This is a genomic window from Methylobacterium sp. AC433, assembly GCF_979253015.1.
Window position 1 is genome coordinate 148658 of sequence record NZ_CEEDBN010000005.1, and the last position, 22441, is coordinate 171098.

Consider the following 22441-nt stretch of genomic DNA (forward strand, 5'->3'; position numbering starts at 1 on the left):
GGTTTAGAAGCGACCGGCCGGTCAGACGAGATCGAGGGAAACCGTCCCGAGATCCCCGAAGGATGCGCGGACGTTCTGGCCCGGGACGATCCGCACGAGGCCGGCGCAACTCCCCGTCGTGACGACCTCGCCGGCTTCCAGGCGGCGCTCGCGGCCGGCCAGCCACTGTGCCGTCCAGGCCACGGCGCCGATGGGTGCGCCGAGCGTATCCGACCCCCGGCCCCGGGTGACGGCATGGCCATCGAGGTCGATACGGACCTCTGCCGAGGCGAGGTCGACGGGACGTCCATCCCGCACCCAGGGCCCGAGCACATGGACGGCTTCGAGCCCAAGGTCGGCCGTGGCCGTCAACGCGTTCAGTGGGATGCCGTGGGGGACGCGACGTCCGACGATATGCAGTTCGAGATGGCACGCGAGGCAGGCATCGGCCGCCTCGTGCTCTCCGGTCGGACCTTCCAATACCTCTCCCAGGGGGTGCGCGAGGACGAAGCAGTATCTGGCCCCGACCCCGATGATCCCCCGCGGGAGGAGGAAGGCTGAGCCGTCGTCCAGAAGCGCTCCGCGACGCAGGGGGGTGATCACCCGTTCCGTGCATCCCAGGGGCTTGGCGGTCACCGGGCTGGTGGCGCACAGCGCGTAGCCGACGTGGCCGTCCGCCAGGATGCGCAACGTCGCCTCCCGGAAGTCCTCGGCCTCGTCCATTCCGGCCAGACGGTGGAGGCCTACGTCGAGGCTCTCACCGCCTGAGCGATGGGCCGACGCGGCGCTTTCGGCGATCCGCTCGATCTTGTCCCGTGTCAACGTCATGGCGCCCGGCTGCGGGCGAGCGTCACGCCCTGGTGGTGCCGCTGCCGGATCGGATGCCGTCGCATCTGACCATCCCTCCGGTGGCGGCCGTGCTCCTGCGCAACGAAACGGTGGATCAGCGCCATCACCGGCAATCCAATGCAGAGCGTCGCAACGGTGGCGGAGGCGGAGAGGCCCAGCCCCCAACCGGTGACAACCCAAAGGATGAAGGCGTACCCCGTCATGACGAACCGTGCGACGAGGCGGCGGGCATGGCGTGCCCGCAATCGTCGGGCCGCGTAACCCATCCTAGATCCTAAGCTCGATGCGGTCCGTCGCGATGACGACGGCGTCCGGTCGATGGCCAGTGAGGTCGACCGCGTAGTGGAGCGCATCATGCCGGGTGCGGAACAGGCCCCCGCCCAGGCCATGGACCTCCATGGCGACCCAGCGACCCTGGGGGTCCTGGCCGACGATGAACCGCATCGATTGGGATTGGACCGCCTCGGAGACGATGGTGGCGACCGGGATGGTGACGGGCATGGAACGACTGGGGTTCGCGCGATCCATCGGTGGACCGCCTCCTTAAGCTGGACCCAGGCGCATAACGGTTCGAGCGGGAGCCCCGGGCTTCGGCATAAGTGTCCCATCAGGATTTTCGTCGAAACGCGGATGGGGCGCCAAACTCACTCGCATCGGGGCCTGCGGCGGCCCACCTTTGCCTGGAAGGCAGAAGGCCGCGTGGGGGGATGTGCACTTGAGCGGAAAGCGTTCGCCGGCCTGGCGCGTGGCGTGGTTCTGCGCGCCGATCCTGGCATTGGCCGTCGCCGGCCTCGCCTATGCCTACCTGACGCACCCGACCACGCTCGTCGTCGCGGTCGCCCCCAACGGCGGCACCGAGCCGGCGCTGATGCGCGCCTACGCCGAGGCGCTGTCGAGGAGCAAGGCATCCATCCGGCTGAAGCTCGTTCCTTTCGGCGGGGTCCGCGAAAGTGCCGAGGCGCTGCGGGACGGCAAGGCCGACCTCGCTGTGGTCCGGCCGGACGTGTCGATGCCGCGAAACGGGCTCACGCTGGCGGTCCTACGCGAGCAGGCCACCCTGGTGGCCGCGCCCCGACGGGTCGGCATCGCGGATTTCGCAGCCCTCGCCGGAAAGAGGCTTGCCGTGTTGGCACCCCGCAAGGCGGACCATGCCCTGGTGCGGGGGCTCGTGGAGCGGCATGGACTGGAACTTCGGGACGGCGGTCCGGAGGGGGACGCATCGGCGAAGGCGGTCTCCCTGGTGCCGGTGGAGGAAGCCGAGCTTGCGACGGCCTTCGCCGCCGGGCGTATCGACGCCGTGATCCTTCTGACAACCCCGACCTCGGCGGCCGCCCAGCGCATCGTCGATCTCGTCCGCGACGCGGATCCCGACCACGAGGCGGCGCTGTTCGGGATCTCCAATGTCCCTGCCGCCCTTGCGAGGATGCCACTGCTCCAGTCGGTCACCGTCCCGGCCGGCCTCTTCGACGGCGACCCGCGCATGCCGGCCGATGACATCGTGACGGTGGGATCGTCCTATCGCCTGATGGCCCGCTCGACCCTGTCCCGGACCGTCGCCGCCGAAGCCACCCAGCACCTCTTCGAGATGCGTACCCTGCTCGCGGAAACGACCCCCGCCGCCAACGACGTCCTGCACCCGGCGTACGACACGACCGTCGGCGCCACCAGCGCGCGGCTGCCCATCCACCCGGGCGCCATCGACTATTACGAGCGTGAGCAGGAGAGCTTCATCGAGCGTTACGAGAGCTGGATCTACCTCGTGGCGATCTTCGGCGGCGGCCTCGGCTCGGTGGCGGCGTGGCTCCGCCAGCGGGTGGGACGCATCCGGCGTGAGCGCATCGAGGTCGCGACCCTACGATTGCTGGAAATCCGCTCCAGCGCCCGCGGTGAGACCGGGCCGGCGAAGCTTGAGGCCATGGCGGCCGAGACGGACGACTTGGCCGCCAGCATCGCCCGGCATGCGATGAGGCGGACGACGGAGCCGCGGACGCTTGCGGGCGCGACCCTGGCGGTGGATGCGGCGCGATCGACCATCGCGAGGCGGCTCGGACGACGAGGGCCGGAGGGGGCGACCGCCCCCCTCGATGGATTTTCAACGGAAGGTCGAGACGGAGGGGAGCGATGACGATTACGAACGAGGTTCGCTTCGAGCGGAAACGCGAGCGGGCCTACGAGCCTTGGGACCTCACCCACAGGCCCGAAGGGCTCGACATGCTGTTTTGGCTTCTCGCGAAGAGGGAACTCGGGGCGGCGGGAATGGACACGACCGAACGAGGCGGGCCATCGCGGGCCCATCACGAAGGAAACGCGGCATGAGCCTTGGTGCGACGACCTTGGACGGGACGGGCACCGCCCGATCGCCGTCGACATCCGTCGGGCATCTCATTCCCGAGGGTCCGCCGGCCGCCACCGGCGGTGGAGAGGTCCCGGGCGTCGTGGCCTCCGGGGTCTACGCCGGCGGACGCCGGATCGCGGACATCCGGATCGACGAGGCCGGGGAATGGTCGCGCCGGCCCGATCACGTCGTCTGGATCGGCCTCTACCAACCCTCGATGGAGCTCCTCGAACAGGTGCAGGCCCAGTTCGGGCTGCATCGGCTCGCCATCGAGGATGCCAGGCACGCCCACCAGCGTCCCAAGGTCGAGCGATACGGCGACGGCCTTTTCGTGGTGGTGCGGACCGCCCAGCTCGTTGAGGGACGCATCGCGCTCGGAGAGACCCAGATCTTCGTCGGACGAGGCTACATCGTCACCGTCCGCCACGGCGCCTCGGCTTCGTACGCGTCCGTGAGGGAGAAGACGGAGTCCTGCCCCAGGCAGCTCGCCCACGGGGAGGACTACATCCTCCATGCGGTGCTCGACTTCATCGTCGACAACTACCGGCCGGTCATGGAGACGGTCATGGCCGAGGTGGAGGCCATCGAGGACCGCGTCCTCAAGCGCGAGCTCCTCCCGGCCGAGGTGGAGCGCCTCTACCTGCTCCGACGCGACCTGCTGCGCCTGCGTTCCGCCGTGGTCCCGCTGGTGGAGGTCTGCCGCAAGCTCGAACACGGCGACATGGTCGCCATCGACGAGGAGATGCAGCCCCTGTTCCGGGACGTCTCCGACCACCTGCGGGGCGTTCAGGAAGAGATCGACGCGATGCGCGAGGTGCTCGCCTTCGCATTCGAGGCGAGCCTGATGCTGGGACAGGCCCAGCAGACGGTCATCACCCGGCGGCTCGCGGCCTGGGCGGCCATCCTGGCGGTCCCGACGGCCATCGCCGGCATCTACGGCATGAACTTCGAGGTCATGCCCGAACTGAAGTGGCGCTACGGCTACTTCGTCGTGCTCGGCGGCATCTTCACCGCCTGCGCCGTCCTGTACTGGCGGTTTCGTAAGAACGGCTGGCTGTGATGGGGTTCGGCACCGCGGATCGGCCATAGGGCTGCCGGGCGGAAGGGCGGCCGGCCATCGCCTTCCATGGTCCGGCCACCGCACGTTCGGGCCTTGTCGACGTCGCGTCCCAGGGAGACGACTAAGGCGGGTCTCGCCGAAGGCCTCCGGGGGCATGCGCGCCATCCGTGTCCGGCGCCGGCCTCAGTAGCGGATGGTGGCGCGCAGACCGAAGACGGCCGCGTTCCCGATCCGGGCTCCGGTCGGGTCGCGTGGGTTGGCCACCCCACCGTTCGGCCGGAACACATACTGGAAGTCCGGCTGCAGCGTCACGCCGGGTCCGAGCACCGCCTGGTAGGTCGCCTCCAGCACCGCCTCGCTGCTGCGCCGCGGTCCGGGGACTCCGCCCAGGAGAATGGCATCGGTGTCGAGGCCGCGCGCTCCGTCCGAGATCTTGCTGAGAGCGAAGGCGACGCCGATGGTGTCGTCGGAGCGCCCCGGGAACAGGCCTTTGTAGCCGATGCCGGCATCGAAGTAGACGTCGAGCAGGTTGCGGTCCGTCGGCGAGGACGACACGCGCACGAACACGCTGGCGCCGTCGTTCGGGTCGTCGGGCTCACGGTAGATCGTCTGGTCGATCATCCCGTAGATGCCGTTGTTGCCACGGAATCGCCGGGCGATGCCGGAGCTGGCGGGATCGGCCAGGGGCCGGCCTTCACGGTCGTCGCGCAGGCCGTCGAAGCGGCCGAAATGATACCAGCCGCCGAGCGTGACTGTGCCGGGCTCAAGGTTGTCGTCCGCCTCAAGGCCGTAGGCGTAGGCCGCCTCGGCGATCACCAGGGCAGGGTCGTTCGTCCGGAAGTTCGTGCCCGTGCGGTTGCGGCGCTGCGGGTCCGGGTCGTTGTCTTCCCGTGCCGCGCCGGAGGGATCGCCGTTGTAGACGCCCGCCTGCAGGGAGAGGTTCTTGTTCGGCACGTACTTGGCCCGGACGCCCGGCGTCGCCAGCGGGTAGATCGGGCCGCCGCTCGGCAGGATGACCGCCATGATGTTGGGCCATCCGAAGGTCGAGTTGACGAACAGCGTGCCGGTCTGGCTCACCGCGAACTCCGTGTCGCTGGCAAGCTGGCCGATGCGCAGGCTGAGCTGGTCGTCGAACAGCTTCTGCTCGAACCAGAGCTCGTACAGGCGCGAGGACGGCAGGGCCTCGATGGCGCTGACGGTGATGAAGTTGTTGACGTAGTAGCGCGACAGGCCCGTGCCGTGGATCTGGAACAGGTTCGCGTGGAAGCTCGCGCCCTGCCAGCCCAGAAGCCTGTCGAGGTCGGCGTCGAACTGGAAGTCCAGTCGCCCCTCGTAGATGCCGCCGCGGCGCGAGCCGCCGGTGACGTTTCCGAAGCTCTCGCCGATGAAGGTCAGGCTGTAGGAGATGCCCTTCCCCTGGAGGAAGCTGCGCATCCCATAGGGGTCACCATAGGATCCGAGTTGGTCCTGGATCGACGTCGTCAGGTTGGCCGAGGGCTTGGCGGAGGTGTCGGGCTGGGCGACCGAGGTTTGCGGATCGCCGCCCGCGCCACGCAGGTTGCGCAGGAACGGCGTTTCACGCGCGATCCGCGCCGCGTCACCGATGAGGTCCTGACCGGAAACGGCCTGGGAACCCATCGCAAGGGCGAGCCCGATGAGAAGGCGGCGATGGTAGCGTCGCAAGGAACCCGGCATCCTCCGCAAGCCTTCGGGGTTACCTGGCGCCCGTTCAGGTTTCGGAGGCGTCGGCGCCGCCGTCATGGGACGCATGTTCCACGCCGGACCGGTTATGGACCAACGAAGGCGGTCGCGATATGGGCCGGGCGAAAGGCGGCGTGGCTTCCGGACGGGAGGATCCCGCGTCGGGGTTTCGCCCGCGTCGGGGCGCATCCGTGCGTTTCCCCACCTGGATCAATCCTCGACGGATCCCATCAATTCACCGGTGACCAGCAACGTCGCGGCGATGGCGGAGCGCAGCTCGGCGATGCCCCGACCATGGGGCGACGTCCCTTGGCCCGGTTCATCGAACGCGGCGCAGGCTTCCGACAAGCGGACGAAGCCCATGAGGCCGGCCTCCGACTTCAGGCGGTGGATCGATGCCAGTCCCGCCGGCGATAGGAGCGAGGCATCCCCCAGCCCGGCCAGCATCATGACGAGGGATCGCAGCATCAGGAGCAGCGAACGGGTTCGGTCGCCCCCCAGGAGGGCCGTGACCTGTCCATGGATCGTCGGATCGAAGACGAGCGGGCCATCCGCTGCGGCATGTCCGTGATTGTGTCCGGGCATGGGTCACCGCGCATCGCAAGGTGGGTGGAGGCCCGCCCGGACGGCCTTTTGCCGCTCGCTGGAACCGGCCTCTTCCCACCCCGGTCCGGAGGACGCGTCCGGTACCACCGGCGAGGCGATCGGCCCATCCGTGGGCACCAGGCCCGGCGGCAGGGCCGGAGCGTCGGGCCCGGGGTAGGGACCGAGGCCGGCGGCGACCGGGGAATGTGGGATCGGGATGTGGACCATGGCGCTTCGGTTCGTTCGCATCGATGACCGCCATCGTCCACGGACGGACCCGCGCCGTCACCTCGTCCGGATGGGCGGCCCGATAGGCCGCACGGCCTAGCGAGCGATCCGGGACGCCCTCGGACGACCGAGGTTGGCGCCGCCCCAGGCGGCGGCCGCGGAGCGGTTCGGCACGCCCAGAACCCGGAGCAAGGTTGCCACGTGGATCTTCACCGTACCTTCCCCGAGGACGAGCGTGCGCGCGATCTCCTTGTTCGATCGGCCCGACACGATGAGGTCGAGGACCTGGCGCTGGCGCGGGGTCAGGTTCGCCATGGCGTCGGGGCGCCCCGCGATCCGGGCGGGGTCGCCGGGGAACGCCCCTCCCTCCCCGGTGCCCACATGCGTGACGAAGGAGGGCACGTAGACGAACCCGTCGAGCACCATGCGAAGCGCTTCGGCCAAGGCCTCGACGGTCGGCCCCTTCGGGACGAAGCCGTGGACGCCGGCCCGCAAGGCCATGAAGACGTCCTCGCGACGCGTCGAGCCCGACACGACGACGGTCAGGACCTCCGGATGGCATTCCCGGACCGCGGAGAGGCTTTCGGCACCCGCCATGCCCGGCATCGCCAGGTCGAACAGGGCGAACCGCACCATCGGCCTTTCGGCAAGGGCTTCCAGCGCCTCGTCGAGCGAGCCGGTCTCATGCACCGCCTCGAAGCCGAGCCGCGTCGTCAGGACGGCCGCCAGCGCGATCCGGAAGAAAGGGTCGTCGTCGGCGATGACGGCTTGCCCGGGAGATGACATCGGTTCCCCCGTACGCTGTCCGGTTGGGATGCGGGCGGCCCGGAGCCGCGACGATAGTCCGGATGGCCTATTCGCGGCATGATACCAGCTCGACCGGACTAATGGCCATGCGGCGAGGACTTCGTAGCATCGAATACGCATCACGGATCCGGGATTTCCCCGGGCCGCGGCGTGCCGAGCCGGAGACGCCTTCCATGAGCCAGCGTGCCAGACCCGCCGTCGTCGTCGTGGCCGAGGACGACCCGGTCGCCCGCAGCCTCGTGGTCGCGGAACTCGCCAGGGCGGGCTACCTGGCGATGCCGCACGGGGACGGGTTGTCGGCCCTGGAGTACCTCGCCCTTGGAGAACGGGCGGACGCCCTCGTCACCGACGTGCACATGCCCGGCTCCATCGACGGCCTCTTCCTGGCGGTCGAGGCGCGGGCGCAGCGCCCGTACCTGCCCGTCCTCTACATGTCGGCGCGGGCCCTCAGGGTGCAATCGATGGTGCCCGGGTCCCGCTTCCTGCCGAAGCCCTACCCGGTGGGCGGCCTCGTCGGCATGCTCCGGATCGCGATGGGCGCATCGGCCGCCCGGATGATGGCGGAGACCTGGTCGCTGCATGCCGAGATCGAGCGCAGGTTCGTCGTGACCGACGACGGCTGGATGGAGGCCGCGACCGGCTGGCGCCAACTCACCGACGGGATCCTCGGCGAACTCCACGGCATCAAGGTACGCGTGCGCCGGGCCGGCGAGCGCGCGTGGCTCACGGTGAAGGGACCGCGGGAAGGCATGCGGCGCTCGGAGTTCGAGTACGAGATCCCGTCGGCGCAGGCCGAGGTGCTTCTCGGCTCCGGGCTCGCGGGCGAACCGGTCGTCAAGGTCCGCCACCTCGTTCCCCATGGCGGCGTGACCTGGGAGGTGGACGTGTACGAGGGGCGTCTCGCCGGTCTCGTCCTCGCCGAGGTCGAGCTGCGCGACGAGGCGCAGGAACTCGACCTGCCGCCGTGGGTCGGACGCGAGGTCACCGGCGACCCGCGTTTCGGCCGGAAGGGCCTGAGGTCCCTGTCCTGGCAACGCGCCTGAGGGTGCGCGGGATATCGCGAGGACTTCCGTGCCCGTAACGCGTAGGGGACAAGGCGCGACCGGACGGATATCGGAACGCGTCCGGCGGGAGCCGGGCCTTCGGGGGATGAAGTTGATGACCGGGTCCGCGACGCCGCAGGCAGACGACACGGACGCGCCGGGTTCCACCTGGCATCCCGGCATGCGGACCGCGAGCCCGGCACCGGGCGTCGCCTTGGTTGCGCTGGTCGTCCTGGGCCTCGTCCTGGCTTGCGCGACCGCGGCCTGGAAGGAGGCGAGCAACGCCAGGGTCACCGCGGAGCGGCTGGACGTGGCCGTGCTCCGGGTGGCATCGGTGATCTCCGAACGCATGGCGAAGTACGAATACGGGCTCCGCGGCGCGCGGGGAGCCATCGTGGCCGCCGGCGAGGACGGGATCACACGGGGCCGCTTCAGGGACTACAGCCTGACCCGCGACATCGACCGCGAGTTCCCCGGGACCCGCGGCTTCGGCTTCATCCGCCGCGTCGATCCCGCACGGGAGGCCGCGTTCCTGGAAGCCGCGCGCCGCGACGGCGCACCGGACTTCGCCCTCCGCCAGATCACCCCGCACCCCGGCGAGCGCTACGTGATCCAGTACCTGGAGCCCGTGGAGCCCAACCGTCCCGCCATCGGCCTCGACGTCGCCTCCGAGGACCATCGCAGGGGCGCGGCGCTCGCCGCGATGGAGACCGGCCAGGCCACGCTGACCGCGCCCATCACCCTGGTGCAGGCCAGCGGCTTGCGCGAGCGAGGTCTCCTGCTCTACCTCCCGATCGCCCGGATGGACCCGAGGGGGGCGACGGTCGCCGAACGACGGGCCCGGACGATCGGATGGGCCTATGCGCCCCTCGTCATCGACGAGGTACTCGCCGGCCTGGACCTGAACCTCGTCGAGCTGGACCTGGCGATCTCGGACGCGACGCCCGAGGCGCTTACCCGGTTCTACGGCACGGGCGACGCGCTCGCCTCGGTCGACCCGGCCCTGGTCCGGCGCAGGACCGTCGCGGTGTTCGGGCGATCCTGGGACCTGGAGGTCCGGGCGCTGCCCCCGTTCGTATCCGGGCTGAACCTGACCTCACCGGCCACCGCCGGCGGCACCGTCCTGGTCGCCATGCTGATGTTCGCCGGCATCGCCCATCTCCGGTTGACCGGACGTCGGCGCGAGGTTCTCGCCGGGGTCGAGAGGAGCCGCCTGGCGGCCATCGTCGAGAACGCGGAGGACGCCATCGTCGGCAAGACGCTCGACGGGACCGTCACGGACTGGAACCCGGCGGCCGAGCGCCTCTTCGGCTTCACGGCCCCCGAGGCCATCGGACGCAACGCACGTGACCTCGTCGTGCCGCCGCACCTGCGGGCGGAGGAGCGCGAAACCCTGGATCGCGTGCGTCTCGGGAAGCCGGTCGCCCCGCTGTCCACGTTGCGGCTCCATCGCGACGGCAATGCCGTACCCGTCCTCGTCACGGTCTCGCCGATCCGTTCCCCGCGCGGGGAGACCGTCGGCGTCGCCACCGTCATCCGGGACATCGGCGCCCAACTCGCCGCGGAGGAGGAGATCCGCACGCTCAACGCGTCCCTGGAACGCCAGGTCGCGGAACGGACCTCGCAACTCCGGGCCGCCTCGGCCTGGCAGGACGCGATCCTCCGGCATGCCGGATACGCGGTCATCGCGACCGATCTGGACGGGACGATCAGCCTGTTCAACCCGGCGGCGGAACGGATGCTCGGCTATGCGGCCGGCGAACTCGTCGGAACCGCGACGCCCGGACTGTTCCACGACCCGCGCGAGGTCGCTGATCGCGCGGCCGAACTGTCCGCCGCCCTCGGGGAGCGGGTGGAGCCCGGCTTCGAGGTCTTCGTCGCCCGTGCCCGGCGAGGCATGCCGGAGACGGCGGAGTGGACCTACGTCACCAAGGCCGGGGAGCGACATCCCGTGCTCCTCAACGTCAGCCTGCTGAGGACGGCCGACGGCCGGGACCTCGGCTACCTGGGCATCGCGATGGACCTGTCCGAGCGGCGCCGCCACGAGGCCGAGATGAAGGCGGCCAACGCCGGCACCTGGAGCTACGACGTCGCGACCGGCCTCGTCCGTCTCTCCGCCGAATGCGCCCGCCAGCACGGCCTGCCGGACGCGGAGACCGAGATCGACGTGGAGCGCGGCTGGCGCCCGCTGGCGCACCCGGCCGACGTCGGGCACGTCCTCGCCGACCTCGGCGCGGCCGTCGAGACCGGCGGGAGCTACACGACCGAGTTCCGCATCCCGCTCCCCAACGGTGGCCTGCGCTGGATCTCGGCCATGGGTCGCGTCGAGACCGACGCCGACGGCAGGACGTCGAAGGTCCTCGGCCTGACGCTGGACGTGACGCCGCGCAAGCTCGCGGAGATCGCGCTGGGCGAAGCCAAGGCGCAGGCGGAGGCCGCGCGCTCCGATGCCGAGAGGGCCAACCAGGCCAAAACCGACTTCCTCGCCTCGATGAGCCACGAGATCCGTACGCCCCTCAACGCCATCATCGGCTTCACCGACCTGATGCTGGCATCGGACCGGCTCGCCCCAGACCTGCACCGGCACGCCGACCTCGTGCGCGCGTCCGGCGCGGCGCTCCTCGCCATCGTCAACGACATCCTCGACTTCTCCAAGGTCGAGGCCGGCGCGGTCGAGCTCGCTCCGAGGCCCTTCGCGCTGTCGAGCCTCCTGGATGCCTGCACGTCCATCGTCCGGGCACAGGCCGAGACCAAGGGCCTGCAACTCCGGACGAGCCTCGGCCCGGACCTGCCCGGTTGGGTTCTGGGCGACGAGGGCCGCCTGCGGCAGGTGCTGCTGAACCTGCTCAACAATGCCGTGAAGTTCACCAAGGCCGGCTCCGTCACCCTCGACGTGAGTTCGGAACCGGCGGGGCCGGCGGAGCGGGTGCTCCGCCTGCGGGTGACCGACACGGGCATCGGCATCCCGGAGGAGAAGCGCAAGCGCCTGTTCCAGCGCTTCAGCCAGGTCGACGGCTCCATCGGCCGGGACTACGGCGGCACGGGGCTCGGCCTCGCCATCAGCAGGAGCCTCGTCGAGCTCATGGGCGGCGAGATCGGCGTCGGCTCCGACACCGGGCGCGGATCGAGCTTCTGGTTCAGCGTCACGCTTCCGTTGGCGGACGCGCCCGACGGACAGGCGACGGTTCCCGCGGCATCGGTCGCCCGACGGAAGGGGCGCCTGCTCCTCGTCGACGACTCCCCCATCAACCTGGAGCTGGCCAAGGCCGTCCTGACCGGTGCGGGACATGACGTCGAGGTCGCGGGCGAAGGCGCGACGGCGGTCGCGGCGGTCGCGGCCGGCGGCTTCGACCTCGTCCTCATGGACGTGCAGATGCCCGGGATGGACGGGATGTCGGCGACGCGTGCGATCCGGCATTCCAAGCTCCCGACGGCGACGATCCCCGTAATCGCGATGACGGCGAACGTGCTGCCCGAGCAGGTCCGCGCCTTCCGCGAGGCCGGCATGGACGACCACGTCGGAAAGCCCTTCGAACGGGAGGCGCTCTTCGCCACCATCGAACGCTGGCTCGGCGCCGGCACCTCGGCATCGGGCGTTCCCGTCGAACGTCGGGTGCCCGCCTCGTTCGACCGCTCGATCTACGAGCAGATCGGCCGGTACCTCAAGCCGAACCGCCTTCACGAGGTCCTGCACCTGCTCATCGCGGAGCTCCGCACGAGCTTCCAGGGCGACGCAGCCATGTTCGACGCCCGGTCCTGGTTGCGCCATCGCGCCCACTCGCTCTCCTCGGCGACGGGGATGATGGGCTTCGTGGACCTGGCAACCGCCTGCCATGCGCTCGAATGCTGCGGCGAGGATCGGCTCGACCGCGAGGGCGTCGAGGTGTTCGGGCTGCTCCTGGAGCAGGTCCGGCGACTGTCCGACGATGCCGTCGTCCTCGCCGAGGAGCTCTCCCGTGGCATCGACGGGACTGATCGCCCCCACACGGCGGAGCATACCTCCGCATCCGCCCGGGAGGCGGCGGCAAGCTAGGATCGGGCGTGCTGTAGTAAATCTCCGGCCTTCGACCTGCCCGGCTCAGACCGCATCCTCCGGCCTGCGCCTGCGGTAGCGCCCGCCGCCTTCGCTCACGAACATGCGCCGCTTATACCTCCGCTCGTCGATGCCCCCCCTGACCGTCGCGACGTCCCAGACCTGCCTGTGCCTCTCGGCCTCCTGCACCAGGTCGGCACCGATCCGCATCGTGATCTCGTTGACGTGCAGCGAGCCCTGCTCCGGCAGGATCTCCCAGACCTCCTGAACCACCCGCAGCCAGAACTCCCGCGCGCGCACCGTGGCCACCTTCCTCCGCGACGCGTCGAGCTCGGCCGCATGCCGTGCGATCTCGGCACGAAGCCCCTCGATCACGGCCTCGCGCGCATCCACCATGCCGAGCGCCTCGTTCCGGAGCTCCCGTTCGGTCGCGACGGCCTCCGCCATCCGCCGCCGCTCGCCTTCCAGGACGGCCGCGGCCTCCGCCTGCGCCGCCTCCCACAACGCCACGCCGGCCTTCGCCAACATCGTCGAGACCGCGTCCGGCATGCACGCGAGCTCGATGATCGGGCTGTAGGCCCGCTCCTCGCACCAAGCCGAAAAGTGCTCGCCGACAACCAAGTTGCTCTCTGCCAATGCGGGCTGCAGCGCATACTTCGCGGCGTCCTGGACCATTCGGCTTCCGGCTCCGAGGCCGCAGATGGAACGGATTAGAGCGACCTCACTAGGGCTGTCCACACCCTGTTCGGAACGCCCATCGGAAGCCGGTTGCCCGCCCGGTCTGGCCAGGGCAGGGTGGCCTCTCACCTCCTGGGATCCCCGCCGTGAACGCTCGCTCGATCTTGAAACGGATAGCTCGCACCGCCTGAGCCCAGCTCAGCGCCCCTTCGCGCGCGCCCTCCGTTCGATCCTGTGAGCCCCCCCAATGTCCGAGAAGCTCTCCGCCGCCGCGGCTGCGTCCGTGCGCGCCGCCATGCTCGACCCCTCGAAGCTCGCCGGAGCGCGCAAGACGAAGGTGCCGCTCCCCCGGGTGCAGCGCCTCGCCGGCGGGGAGATGCAGTCGTGGTGCGTCGTCACCGACCTCCGCTCCGTTCTCAGGCCGCTGCTCCGCCATCGCCTCAGCCGGCCGTGCGCCCGCGCCATCGAGCGGGCGATCGTCGCCGCGAACGTCGTGACGACCACGAGGCTTGAGCGCATCCTCTACAAGGAGGCGCTGCGCCGGGACCTGCCCCGCGGGGCGTGCCCCGAGCTCCAGGCTGCGGCCGACGTCCTCCCGTTCCACCTTGCGGAGCTCGGATGCCGCGTGTCGGCGGCCCGGATCGCCTCGCAGGCGCTCGCGTCCGCACACCTCGCTGTGCAGACCGGGCGCCTCGACAGGGCGTTCCTCTACCTTAGGCACGCGCTGTTCCGGGCAGAGGAGGCCGAGCACGGTCGCGGGGATAACGCCGAGCTCGCGCAGGGACCCCTCTACCAGTTCCTGGAGGCCTTCGACGTCCGGGCTGGCCTCTGGCTGGCGGCGATGACGGCCTTCGAGACGGCAGACCGCATGGTGGAGGACGAGCACGACATCCTCAGGGGCGGCGTCGGGATGATCGCGCCGCCGCCGTCCGACCTTGCGGACCTCGACCTCATCCTGGGGCAGGCGAAGGCCAAGGCGGAGGAGGCGCCCGGCCGGACGCTCGTGGTCTTCCCGACGATGGACCACCTGCCCCAGCCCTCGAAGTCCGTCTCGGACCGGGGGGACTCCCCGCGCGCGATCGCGGAGCCTTGGGCCGGGAAGGGCATGCCCCTCACCCCGGCGCCGGACCCGGCCGCCTTCGCCGCTCGGCTGCGGGGCCTGTTCCCGTGGGCCGACGAAGTCGTCGACGTGTTCGCCAGCGACTTCGTCGGCTCGCCCTACGCCGCGCTGCGGCCGCGCATCCTCGTCAGCCCTCCCGGCTGCGGGAAGACGGCCTTCGCCCGTGCGGTGATCGAGACGGCCGGGCTGGACGTCACCGTCTTTGGGGCTGCTGGGACCATGGACGGAGGTGCCTGGGCGGGCACATCTCGTCAGTGGGGGTCGTGGCGCCCGTCGACGCCAGCGCAGGGCTGCCTTCGCCATGGGAAGGCGAGCCACGGCATCGTCATCGACGAGGTCGAGAAGGCGGGCAACGACCGGCGGTGGGGCAGGCTCGACGAGACGATCCTCCCCTTCCTCGAACGGGGATCCACCGCCCGGGCGATCCACGACCCGGCTTTCGAGACGGCACTGGACCTCAGCGCAGTCTCCTACGTCCTGACGGCGAACTCCCTCCGGGGCGTCTCCACGGCGCTGCTCGACAGGTGCCAGATCCTGGAATGGCCGGCCCCGCGGGCGGAGGACCTGCCGGTGGTGGCGGCCGGGATCCTCGCGGAGATCCGACGGGACCGGGGGCTGGATGCGGCCTGGTGCCCGGACCTCGACCCCGAGGAGCTCGGGATGATCCCCTGGGTAGGGGGGAGCATGCGGCCGCTGAGGAGGATGGTCGAGGCGGTCGTGGCCTCGCGCGAGGTCGAAGCTCGCCGCCTTCCGAACTGAGAGGGAGGGCGAGATGGAGACGTCGGACACCTTCGCCCTCATTGCGGCCCGGATCCGGGACGCGTGGGAAGCCGGCCGCATCTGCAGCCTGGTCGGCCGCGGCTGCCGGGCCCGCGTCATCCGGATCGGCCGCCTCGTCGCGGCCGGGCGGCTCGACCCCGCCATCGGCCTTCGCCTCGCGTCCGAGGTCGAGGGTGTCACCTACTTCTTCGCCCCCCTGCCTCCGGAGCCCGCCCCGTGATCGCGTCTGAATTCCTCACGATCGCCGGGCGCGCGTTGCAGGGTCACCGCGGCGCCGACAGCGTCACCGTCCGGGCCGTCGAGCCGACCGTCCACGGGCCCCGTGTCCGATGGGACGGCCCGCTCCTCTCCTGCGAGCGCGAGCGAACGCCAGCGCACGGTGGCGTCATCATGTGGCCGCCGGCCGGCCCGCTCCTCCTTGACGTCCTGTCGCTGGCCACGGCGTTCCGCTGGGCGGACGGGGCGCCGCGCTGCGCCAAGGACTGGAGCGAGCGCTTGGCGCGTCGGTACCGGCGTGTCTTCGGACCGACGGGGCCGGCTACGGGGCCGGGGTGGTCCTGGCTGTGGGAGGCGGGCGCTCAGGCGGTCAAGGACGCCGGGCTCCCCCGCGATTTCAGGACCGTCGACGCGAAGGAGAAGTACGGCTCGGCGCGCTGGTACGTCGAGGGCGACACGTCCGAAACCGTCGACGACATCATCGACGCGATCGAGCACCTGTCCGCCCACATCTGCGAGGACTGCGGGTCCCCGGGCAGGATCCGGAAGGGCGGGTGGCTCCGATGCCTCTGCGAGCGCCATGCCGGTGGGCGCCTGCCGACCGGTGACTGACGTCTACTGGAACAGGTCGCGACGTCTCTGGAGCGTCCGCGAGCGCGGCCGGGTCGTCGCCCACGCCCCGGCGATCGCCCTCTCGGGCGTGCGGTTCCGGGCGTCGGAGGCGTCCCGATTGCGGTGCCTGCGGACGGGGGCGAGGGACGTCCACGCCTGGGCAGCCGGCACGATCGAGGGTGTGTCCCGCACAGGGGACGCGAGCCGGCTCCGGTACCGGATCGAGGAGGCAGGTTTCAGGGTGGAGGGCCGGGTCGTCACGAGGGCGGCCGCGGTGTGGTTCGAGGCGGACGGGGCCGCGTGGTGCGAGGGAGGGTGGTGATGCCGACGATCTGGATCATGAGCGACATCCACGCCGACGCCTCCCCGTGGGTCCCGCCGCCGGGGCCGCGCGTCGACGTGGCGATCGTCGCCGGCGACGTGTCCGACGGGCTGTGCCGGAGGGCGCTGCCCTGGCTCGCGGAGCACGTCGTCCCGCGCGCCGGGGCCGTCATCTATGTGCCGGGAAACCACGACTTCTACGGGACGAGGATGCCCGACGAGATTGAGCGGGCTCGGGGGAACGCGATCGAAGCCGGGATCCGCCTTCTCGACCTCGGCCAGGTCCTGAACCTGGGTCGGGTCCAGATTATCGGGGCGACGCTGTGGTCCGATTACAGGATCGGCGGGGAGGGCACCCGGGCGGCGGCCATGGCGGCATGCGGCGACCGGCACACGGGGATGAGGGATCACCGGCGGATCCAAACGCGCGACGCGGCAGGGGTTCCCGCCGCGTTCCGTCCGCAGGAGGCGGCCGCGCTCCACGCCCGGCACCGCGCGAGGGTTGAGGAAGCCCTTGCGGCGGAGTGGGACGGCCCAAGGATCGTGGTCACCCACCATGCCCCGAACGCGCGCTCCCTCCTGCACGGGGAGGTCCGCGAGACGATCGACGCGGCCTACGCCAGCGACCTGTCGGCCCTCATGGAGGGGGCGGGCGCGCCCGACATCTGGATCCACGGGCACGTGCATCGGAGCGCCGACTACGTCGTGGGTCGGACCCGTGTCGTGGCCAACCCGAGAGGGCACGACACCTCTCACCAGCGGCGGGACGGCACGTGGGCCGACGGGCGGGAGAACCCTGCGTTCGACGGCGGCCTCGTGGTGGAGATCTAGGAACGGAAGAGGGCACCACCCTCGCGGATGGCGCCCTGATCTGCAGTGCAGGAAAAGCGAACTAAAATATGGTTCGCTTCTCTACCAGGGGGTAAACCCGTGATAGGATGAGGGGTCCGCACGGTGTGCGGACTTTTCGCAACTGAAATTTAAGCCCTGATCTTCGGGTCCGCTCGCGTCGAAGAGGTCCGGCTCGTGCCTCCCCTCGGCCTTCCGTGCTTGCTCGGCTGCCTACATAGGGAAGTCGACGAGGATCCTGTCGAGCCCCTTCGGGGTGATCAGGGGCTGCGGGTTCTGCTCAACCGTGCCGTTCGACCGCCGGATCGGAGCGAGGCGCACGTGCATGTACTTCTGCCCCACCTGAGGACGGAACGGCCGCTTCTTCACGGTGCTGGGCCGGACGTAGAGCTAAGACTCCAGGCGGTCGTTGTCCCGCAGGTTGAGTAATGAATCCAACGGGGCGGCGCCTGTCGAGCCGGCTAGCTATCCAACCCACTTACGGTTGTCTTGGCGCGACCTAGACACGGCCTTCGACGCAAATGGGCTTAACCCCGAGACCGACGCTTAACCGGATCGATAAGGCACGCGCGTCGTCACGGCGCGCGCTTCACGAACCCAATGTCCACCGCCACATCCTTCAGGCGCTCGGGCTCACGTTCCTTGCGCTCTGAATACCGGTCGACGAGGTAGGCTGACCGCTCGCGAGTCAGCAGCGTGAACTTCATCAACTCCTCGCAAACGTCAACCACCCGGTCGTAGAGCGGACCGGGCTTCATCCGACCTGCCTCGTCGAACTCCTTGTAGGCCATCGGGACCGAGGACTGATTTGGTATGGTGATCATCCGCATCCAGCGCCCGAGGATGCGCAGGTTGTTGACTGCGTTGAACGACTGCGAGCCGCCCGAGACCTGCATCACGGCCAGGGTCCGGCCTTGTGTTAGGCGTACAGAGCCCTCCGACAGGGGCAGCCAGTCGATTTGGCTCTTGATGACCCCGGTCATGGCGCCGTGGCGCTCGGGGCTGACCCAGACATGCCCCTCGGACCAGATCGAGAGGTTGCGCAGCTCCTGGACCTTGGGATGGTCGGCGGTCGCGTCATCAGGCAGCGGTAAGCTGTGCGCGTCGTAGATCCGCACCTCGCCGCCCATTGCCTCCAGCAGGCGCGCGGCCTCGTAGGCCAGGAAGCGGCTGAAAGAACGCTCTCGGAGCGAGCCGTACAGGATCAGGAAGCGTGGGGCGTGGGTGAACGGTGCCTGCACCTGCAGGTTGGTCGCCGTCGGAACCACGAAATGCTCCTCGCTGAGGTTGGGCAATCCGTCGGCGAAGAGCTGTTGGGGCTTGTCCAAGACGCTTCATTCCTCTACGTTTCAACGATGGTTGAGATATTGACATCATGATGGACGAACGGCAAGCCGTCGCTGCCTTCGCAGCCCTCGGACAGGAGCATCGGCTGCGCATCGTGCGCCAGCTCGTCACCGCTGGCCCCGAAGGGATGGCGGCCGGCGTACTGGCCGAGACGGTCGGTGTGTCGGGTACCAACCTGTCGTTCCACCTGAAGGAGCTCAGCCATGCGGGGCTGGTCACCTCCCGGCGAGAGGGACGCTCGATCATCTACAGCGCCGCCTACCCGGACCTGTCCGGGCTCATCCAATTCCTGATGCGCGATTGCTGTCAGGGGCGTCCCGAGGTCTGCGCCCCCGCCGTCGCGGCCCTGGCCGCCTGCTGCTTGCCCACCGGAGACACCGCCCATGCCTGATCGCGTCTACAACGTCCTGTTCCTCTGCACCGGCAACTCCGCTCGCTCGATCCTGGCGGAGGCCATGCTCAACAAGGAGGGCCAGGGACGCTTCCGGGCCTTCTCCGCCGGCAGCCAGCCCAAGACAGACGTGAACCCGCTCGCTGTTCAGGTTCTGAGCGAGACGGAGTACCCGACCGAGGGGCTGCGCTCGAAGTCCTGGGACGAGTTCGCCCGCCCCGACGCGCCGGTCATGGATTTCGTCTTCACGGTCTGTGACAACGCCGCCGGCGAGGCTTGCCCGTACTGGCCCGGCCAGCCGGTGACGGCGCACTGGGGCATCGAGGATCCCGCCTCGGTCGAGGGGACGGACCTGGAGTGCAAGACAGCCTTCGTAACTGCGCAGCGCTACCTCAAGAACCGGATCTCGGCCTTCGTAGCGTTGCCGCTGGCCAGTCTCAATGGAGTCGCCCTGTCCGCCAAGGTGCGCGAGATCGGCCAGCAGGCCGGCGCCACCTCGCCCCGCCCGGAGGTCGCGTGATGGACGTCGTCATCTATCACAACCCGGATTGCGGCACGTCGCGCAACACTCTGGCCCTCATCCGCAACGCCGGCATCGAGCCGCACGTGGTCGAGTACCTGAAGACGCCGCCGAACCGGGTGTTGCTGCACCAACTCGCAGACCGCGCCGGCATCAGGGTCCGCGACTTCCTCCGCGAGAAGGGCACGCCCTACGCCGAACTCGGCCTCGGCGACGAAAGCCTCACGGACGACCAGCTTCTGGATGCCATCGCCGAACACCCGATCCTGCTCAACCGTCCCTTGGTGGTCAGCCCGAGGGGCGTTGCCCTCTGCCGCCCCTCCGAGGCTGTGCTCGACCTCCTACCGGCCCAGCAAGGAGAGTTCGTCAAGGAAGACGGTGAGCGCGTCGTCGATGCGCACGGGCGCCGCGTCGCCACCGCCTGAGCCGTTCCAAGCCTCCAAGAACAAGAAACGGTCTCGATGCTTGCGCTTGCCATCTTCGTGGTCACCCTCGTCTTCGTCATCTGGCAGCCCAAGGGGTTCGGGATCGGGTGGAGCGCCCTCATCGGGGCCGCCGTGGCGCTCGCCACAGGGGTCATCAGCCCCGGTGACATCCCTGTGGTCTGGCACATCGTCTGGGACGCCACCTTCACCTTCGTCGCCCTCATCATCATCTCGCTGCTCCTCGACGAGGCCGGCTTCTTTCATTGGGCGGCGCTACACATCGCCCGCTGGGGCGGCGGCCGGGGACGTTTGCTATTCCCGCTGGTGATCCTGCTCGGCGCGGCCATCGCGGCGGTGTTCGCCAATGACGGGGCGGCCCTCCTGCTCACCCCCATCGTGCTCGCCATCCTGCTCCGGCTGAACTTCAAGCCGGCGGCGGCGCTGGCCTTCATCGTCGCCTGTGGGTTCGTGGCGGACTCGACCAGCCTGCCGCTGGTCATCTCGAACCTCGTCAACATCGTCTCAGCGAACTTCTTCGACATCTCCTTCAGCCGATACGCGGCGGTGATGGTGCCGGTGAACCTCGTCTCGCTGACCGCGACCTTGGTGGTGCTGTGGCTGTTCTACCGGCGCGACCTTCCGGCCACGTACCCCGTGGCCGAGCTCGAAGCGCCCCGCCACGCGATCAAAGACCCGCTGGTCTTCAGGGCGGCTTTCCCGCTCCTCGGGCTGCTGCTGGTCGCCTACTTCGTGACGGCACCGTTCGGCGTGCCGGTCTCGGTGGTCACTTGCGCCGGAGCACTGGTCTTGCTGGCGCTGGCCAACCGCAGCCGCGTCATTCCCATCCGCAAGGTCCTGACGGGGGCCCCCTGGCAGATCGTCCTGTTCAGCCTCGGCATGTACCTCGTGGTCTACGGCCTGAAGAACGTCGGCCTGACCGACTACTTGGCGCAGGGGCTCTTCTGGCTCTCGGGCCATGGTCCGTTCGTTGCCACCATCGGCACCGGGTTTGCCGCCGCCATCTTGTCCTCGGTCATGAACAACATGCCGAGCGTGCTCGTGGGTGCGCTCTCCATCCAGCAGGCTCCGGATCTCTCGCCCCTGATGCGCGAGCTCATGGTCTACGCCAACGTCATCGGCTGCGATCTCGGCCCGAAGTTCACCCCAATCGGCAGCCTGGCGACCCTGCTCTGGCTGCACGTCCTCGACACCAAAGGCCAGCACATCACCTGGGGCCAGTACATGCGGGTGGGTCTGGTCATCACGCCGCCGGTGCTGCTCGTCACCCTCGCCGCCCTGGCGCTCTGGCTCCCCGTGCTCGGGGCTGGGTAGCGGACCGATGGCTCCGACGCGCCGCTGGCCCGTGATCTCGGCCCTGGGGGTCGTCCAGATCCTGACCTGGGGCTCCTCGTTCTACCTGCTGTCGGTGCTCGCCGCCCCGATGTCGGAGGATACGGGATGGCCCTTGGCGTGGGTCATCGGTGGCCTGTCCCTGGGCCTCCTCGTCGCGGGTTTGGTCTCGCCGCGCGTGGGAGCCTTCATCGGGGAGCATGGAGGCCGGCCCGTCCTGGCCTTTGCGGCCCTGGTCCTCGCCGCGGGCCTCGCCATCCTCGGCCTGGCTCCGAACCTTCCGACCTACCTGGCGGGATGGCTTCTCATCGGTCTGGGCATGGGCACCGGACTCTACGATCCGGCCTTCGCCACCCTCGGGCGCCTCTACGGCTCCGAGGCACGGAGCGCCATCACGACGCTGACACTCTGGGGCGGCTTCGCCAGTACGGTATGCTGGCCACTCTCCGCCTTCCTGATCGAGCAGGTGGGCTGGCGCGGGACCTGCCTCGCCTATGCCGGGCTTCATCTCGCGGTCACGTTGCCCCTCGTCCTTCTCGTGATCCCCCAGCAGCCCGTACGTATTGTTTCGCGATCGGAAGGCGTGATCCCTGCCATCCGGCTTGAGGGACGAGAGCGTCGTGCCTTCCTCCTCATGGCGGGGGTGCTGACCCTTGGGGGCACGGTCATGGCGTTGGTCTCGGTGCACCTCATCACCCTGCTCCAGGCCCGTGGCGTGGCACTCACCTCGGCCGTCGCCTACGGCGCCCTGATCGGGCCGGCACAGGTCGGGGCGCGCATCGTCGAGATGGCTGGCAAGGGCCGGCATCACCCTCTCTTGACCCTCTCCGCGGCGATGATCCTGGTAGCCATCGGGGTCGCGATGCTGGCGGCCGGCCTACCCTTGGTCGGGCTGGCGCTGGTCCTCTACGGGGCTGGCAACGGGATCTATTCGATCGCCCGGGGAACGGTGCCCATGGCCCTGTTCGGTCCCGAGCGCTACGCCCCGCTCGTCGGCCGTCTCGCCCGTCCAGGGTTGGTAGCGCAGGCGCTTGCGCCCTCCGTCGGAGCCGTTGTCCTCACCCACGCGGGCGCGAACGCCACCTACGCCCTGCTCAGCGTGCTCGCCGTTGCGAACGTCGCGCTTGCCCTGTCCCTCTGGCGTGTTCGGCCCGGAGGATAGAAAAGCGACGGCCGCCGCGGACGTCCGCCGCGGTCCCCAATTCGATCCTT

Annotated in this window: 24 protein-coding genes; 15 read left to right on the forward strand and 9 right to left on the reverse strand. The window is 69.7% G+C overall.

All coding sequences use genetic code 11. The features are described from left to right. Positions 1-21 precede the first annotated feature (21 nt). From AC0IWM_RS10290 to AC0IWM_RS10300, 3 genes are all read right to left on the reverse strand, one after another. A complete protein-coding gene (locus tag AC0IWM_RS10290; protein ID WP_471754823.1) occupies positions 22-702 on the reverse strand; it encodes a 2-keto-4-pentenoate hydratase in 681 nt (226 codons plus the stop codon). Between the two features lie 101 nt (positions 703-803). Continuing rightward, positions 804-1094, reverse strand: coding sequence for a hypothetical protein (locus AC0IWM_RS10295; RefSeq protein WP_056354964.1), 291 nt, complete (start codon positions 1092-1094; stop codon positions 804-806). Position 1095: 1 nt separating this feature from the next. After that, positions 1096-1329, reverse strand: a complete 234-nt coding sequence (locus AC0IWM_RS10300) for a hypothetical protein (RefSeq protein ID WP_056354967.1) — start codon at positions 1327-1329, stop codon at positions 1096-1098. A 214-nt stretch (positions 1330-1543) separates the two neighbouring features. Here AC0IWM_RS10300 and AC0IWM_RS10305 point away from each other — a divergent pair, with 214 nt between their 5' ends. The 3 genes from AC0IWM_RS10305 to AC0IWM_RS10315 are packed head-to-tail and all read left to right on the forward strand — an operon-like array spanning position 1544 to position 4223. Beyond that, on the forward strand, positions 1544-2953 hold the full coding sequence (locus tag AC0IWM_RS10305) for a TAXI family TRAP transporter solute-binding subunit (protein WP_404810580.1): 1410 nt from the start codon (positions 1544-1546) through the stop codon (positions 2951-2953). After that, the gene (locus tag AC0IWM_RS10310) at positions 2950-3144 is read left to right on the forward strand and encodes a DUF2934 domain-containing protein (RefSeq protein ID WP_082487844.1); all 195 of its coding nucleotides are present in this window, start codon (positions 2950-2952) and stop codon (positions 3142-3144) included. Before AC0IWM_RS10305 ends, AC0IWM_RS10310 begins: the two co-directional genes overlap by 4 nt. Continuing rightward, positions 3141-4223: a magnesium and cobalt transport protein CorA gene (locus AC0IWM_RS10315; RefSeq protein WP_082487846.1), complete on the forward strand. Its 1083-nt coding sequence runs from the start codon at positions 3141-3143 to the stop codon at positions 4221-4223. Before AC0IWM_RS10310 ends, AC0IWM_RS10315 begins: the two co-directional genes overlap by 4 nt. 183 nt (positions 4224-4406) lie before the next feature. Here the strand turns inward: AC0IWM_RS10315 and AC0IWM_RS10320 are convergent, their stop codons facing one another. The 3 genes from AC0IWM_RS10320 to AC0IWM_RS10330 all read right to left on the reverse strand — a co-directional run bounded on the left by AC0IWM_RS10320 (position 4407) and on the right by AC0IWM_RS10330 (position 7523). Then, positions 4407-5861 (reverse strand): carbohydrate porin, encoded by a 1455-nt coding sequence (locus AC0IWM_RS10320; RefSeq protein ID WP_082487869.1) that lies wholly within the window; start codon positions 5859-5861, stop codon positions 4407-4409. 273 nt (positions 5862-6134) lie between these two features. Then, entirely contained in the window at positions 6135-6509 is a 375-nt protein-coding gene (locus AC0IWM_RS10325; protein ID WP_056354972.1) for a hypothetical protein, read from the reverse strand. 324 nt (positions 6510-6833) lie between these two features. Further along, positions 6834-7523, reverse strand: coding sequence for a response regulator (locus AC0IWM_RS10330; protein WP_056354975.1), 690 nt, complete (start codon positions 7521-7523; stop codon positions 6834-6836). 194 nt (positions 7524-7717) lie between these two features. Between AC0IWM_RS10330 and AC0IWM_RS10335 the strand changes: the two genes are divergently transcribed. Both AC0IWM_RS10335 and AC0IWM_RS10340 read left to right on the forward strand, forming a co-directional pair. Continuing rightward, positions 7718-8587, forward strand: coding sequence for a response regulator (locus AC0IWM_RS10335; RefSeq protein WP_162239187.1), 870 nt, complete (start codon positions 7718-7720; stop codon positions 8585-8587). A 115-nt stretch (positions 8588-8702) separates the two neighbouring features. Then, entirely contained in the window at positions 8703-12620 is a 3918-nt protein-coding gene (locus AC0IWM_RS10340; protein ID WP_264051083.1) for a CHASE domain-containing protein, read from the forward strand. Between the two features lie 45 nt (positions 12621-12665). Here AC0IWM_RS10340 and AC0IWM_RS10345 read toward each other — a convergent pair whose 3' ends face one another. Then, entirely contained in the window at positions 12666-13295 is a 630-nt protein-coding gene (locus AC0IWM_RS10345) for a hypothetical protein (RefSeq protein ID WP_056354980.1), read from the reverse strand. 250 nt (positions 13296-13545) lie between these two features. On the opposite strand from AC0IWM_RS10345, the gene AC0IWM_RS10350 reads away from it, so the two are divergent. From AC0IWM_RS10350 to AC0IWM_RS10370, 5 genes are read left to right on the forward strand one after another with little or no spacing between them, the layout of a single operon-like run. Further along, a complete protein-coding gene (locus tag AC0IWM_RS10350; RefSeq protein ID WP_264051084.1) occupies positions 13546-15177 on the forward strand; it encodes an AAA family ATPase in 1632 nt (543 codons plus the stop codon). 13 nt (positions 15178-15190) lie between these two features. Then, positions 15191-15418: a hypothetical protein gene (locus AC0IWM_RS10355; RefSeq protein WP_264051085.1), complete on the forward strand. Its 228-nt coding sequence runs from the start codon at positions 15191-15193 to the stop codon at positions 15416-15418. Beyond that, on the forward strand, positions 15415-16026 hold the full coding sequence (locus AC0IWM_RS10360) for a hypothetical protein (RefSeq protein WP_264051086.1): 612 nt from the start codon (positions 15415-15417) through the stop codon (positions 16024-16026). The genes AC0IWM_RS10355 and AC0IWM_RS10360 overlap by 4 nt, the downstream gene beginning before the upstream one ends. Further along, positions 15995-16348, forward strand: coding sequence for a hypothetical protein (locus tag AC0IWM_RS10365; protein WP_449818601.1), 354 nt, complete (start codon positions 15995-15997; stop codon positions 16346-16348). The genes AC0IWM_RS10360 and AC0IWM_RS10365 overlap by 32 nt, the downstream gene beginning before the upstream one ends. Continuing rightward, on the forward strand, positions 16348-17178 hold the full coding sequence (locus AC0IWM_RS10370) for a metallophosphoesterase (protein WP_264051087.1): 831 nt from the start codon (positions 16348-16350) through the stop codon (positions 17176-17178). The genes AC0IWM_RS10365 and AC0IWM_RS10370 overlap by 1 nt, the downstream gene beginning before the upstream one ends. Before the next feature lie 231 nt (positions 17179-17409). Here AC0IWM_RS10370 and AC0IWM_RS10375 read toward each other — a convergent pair whose 3' ends face one another. Both AC0IWM_RS10375 and arsH read right to left on the reverse strand, forming a co-directional pair. Continuing rightward, entirely contained in the window at positions 17410-17565 is a 156-nt protein-coding gene (locus AC0IWM_RS10375) for a phage antirepressor KilAC domain-containing protein (RefSeq protein ID WP_471754825.1), read from the reverse strand. 206 nt (positions 17566-17771) lie between these two features. Next, positions 17772-18524, reverse strand: coding sequence for an arsenical resistance protein ArsH (gene arsH / locus AC0IWM_RS10380; RefSeq protein ID WP_318784649.1), 753 nt, complete (start codon positions 18522-18524; stop codon positions 17772-17774). Between the two features lie 50 nt (positions 18525-18574). Here arsH and AC0IWM_RS10385 point away from each other — a divergent pair, with 50 nt between their 5' ends. Genes AC0IWM_RS10385 through AC0IWM_RS10405 form a run of 5 tightly spaced genes read left to right on the forward strand, consistent with a single transcriptional unit; the run spans position 18575 to position 22391 of the window. Beyond that, positions 18575-18934, forward strand: coding sequence for an ArsR/SmtB family transcription factor (locus AC0IWM_RS10385; RefSeq protein WP_264051310.1), 360 nt, complete (start codon positions 18575-18577; stop codon positions 18932-18934). Then, positions 18927-19454, forward strand: a complete 528-nt coding sequence (locus AC0IWM_RS10390; RefSeq protein ID WP_264051088.1) for an arsenate reductase ArsC — start codon at positions 18927-18929, stop codon at positions 19452-19454. Before AC0IWM_RS10385 ends, AC0IWM_RS10390 begins: the two co-directional genes overlap by 8 nt. Further along, positions 19454-19879 (forward strand): arsenate reductase (glutaredoxin), encoded by a 426-nt coding sequence (gene arsC, locus AC0IWM_RS10395; RefSeq protein WP_264051089.1) that lies wholly within the window; start codon positions 19454-19456, stop codon positions 19877-19879. The genes AC0IWM_RS10390 and arsC overlap by 1 nt, the downstream gene beginning before the upstream one ends. 36 nt (positions 19880-19915) lie before the next feature. After that, entirely contained in the window at positions 19916-21211 is a 1296-nt protein-coding gene (locus AC0IWM_RS10400; RefSeq protein ID WP_264051090.1) for an arsenic transporter, read from the forward strand. Between the two features lie 7 nt (positions 21212-21218). Continuing rightward, complete coding sequence (locus AC0IWM_RS10405) at positions 21219-22391, forward strand: MFS transporter (protein WP_056355007.1); 1173 nt, start codon at positions 21219-21221, stop codon at positions 22389-22391. Positions 22392-22441: the final 50 nt, after the last annotated feature.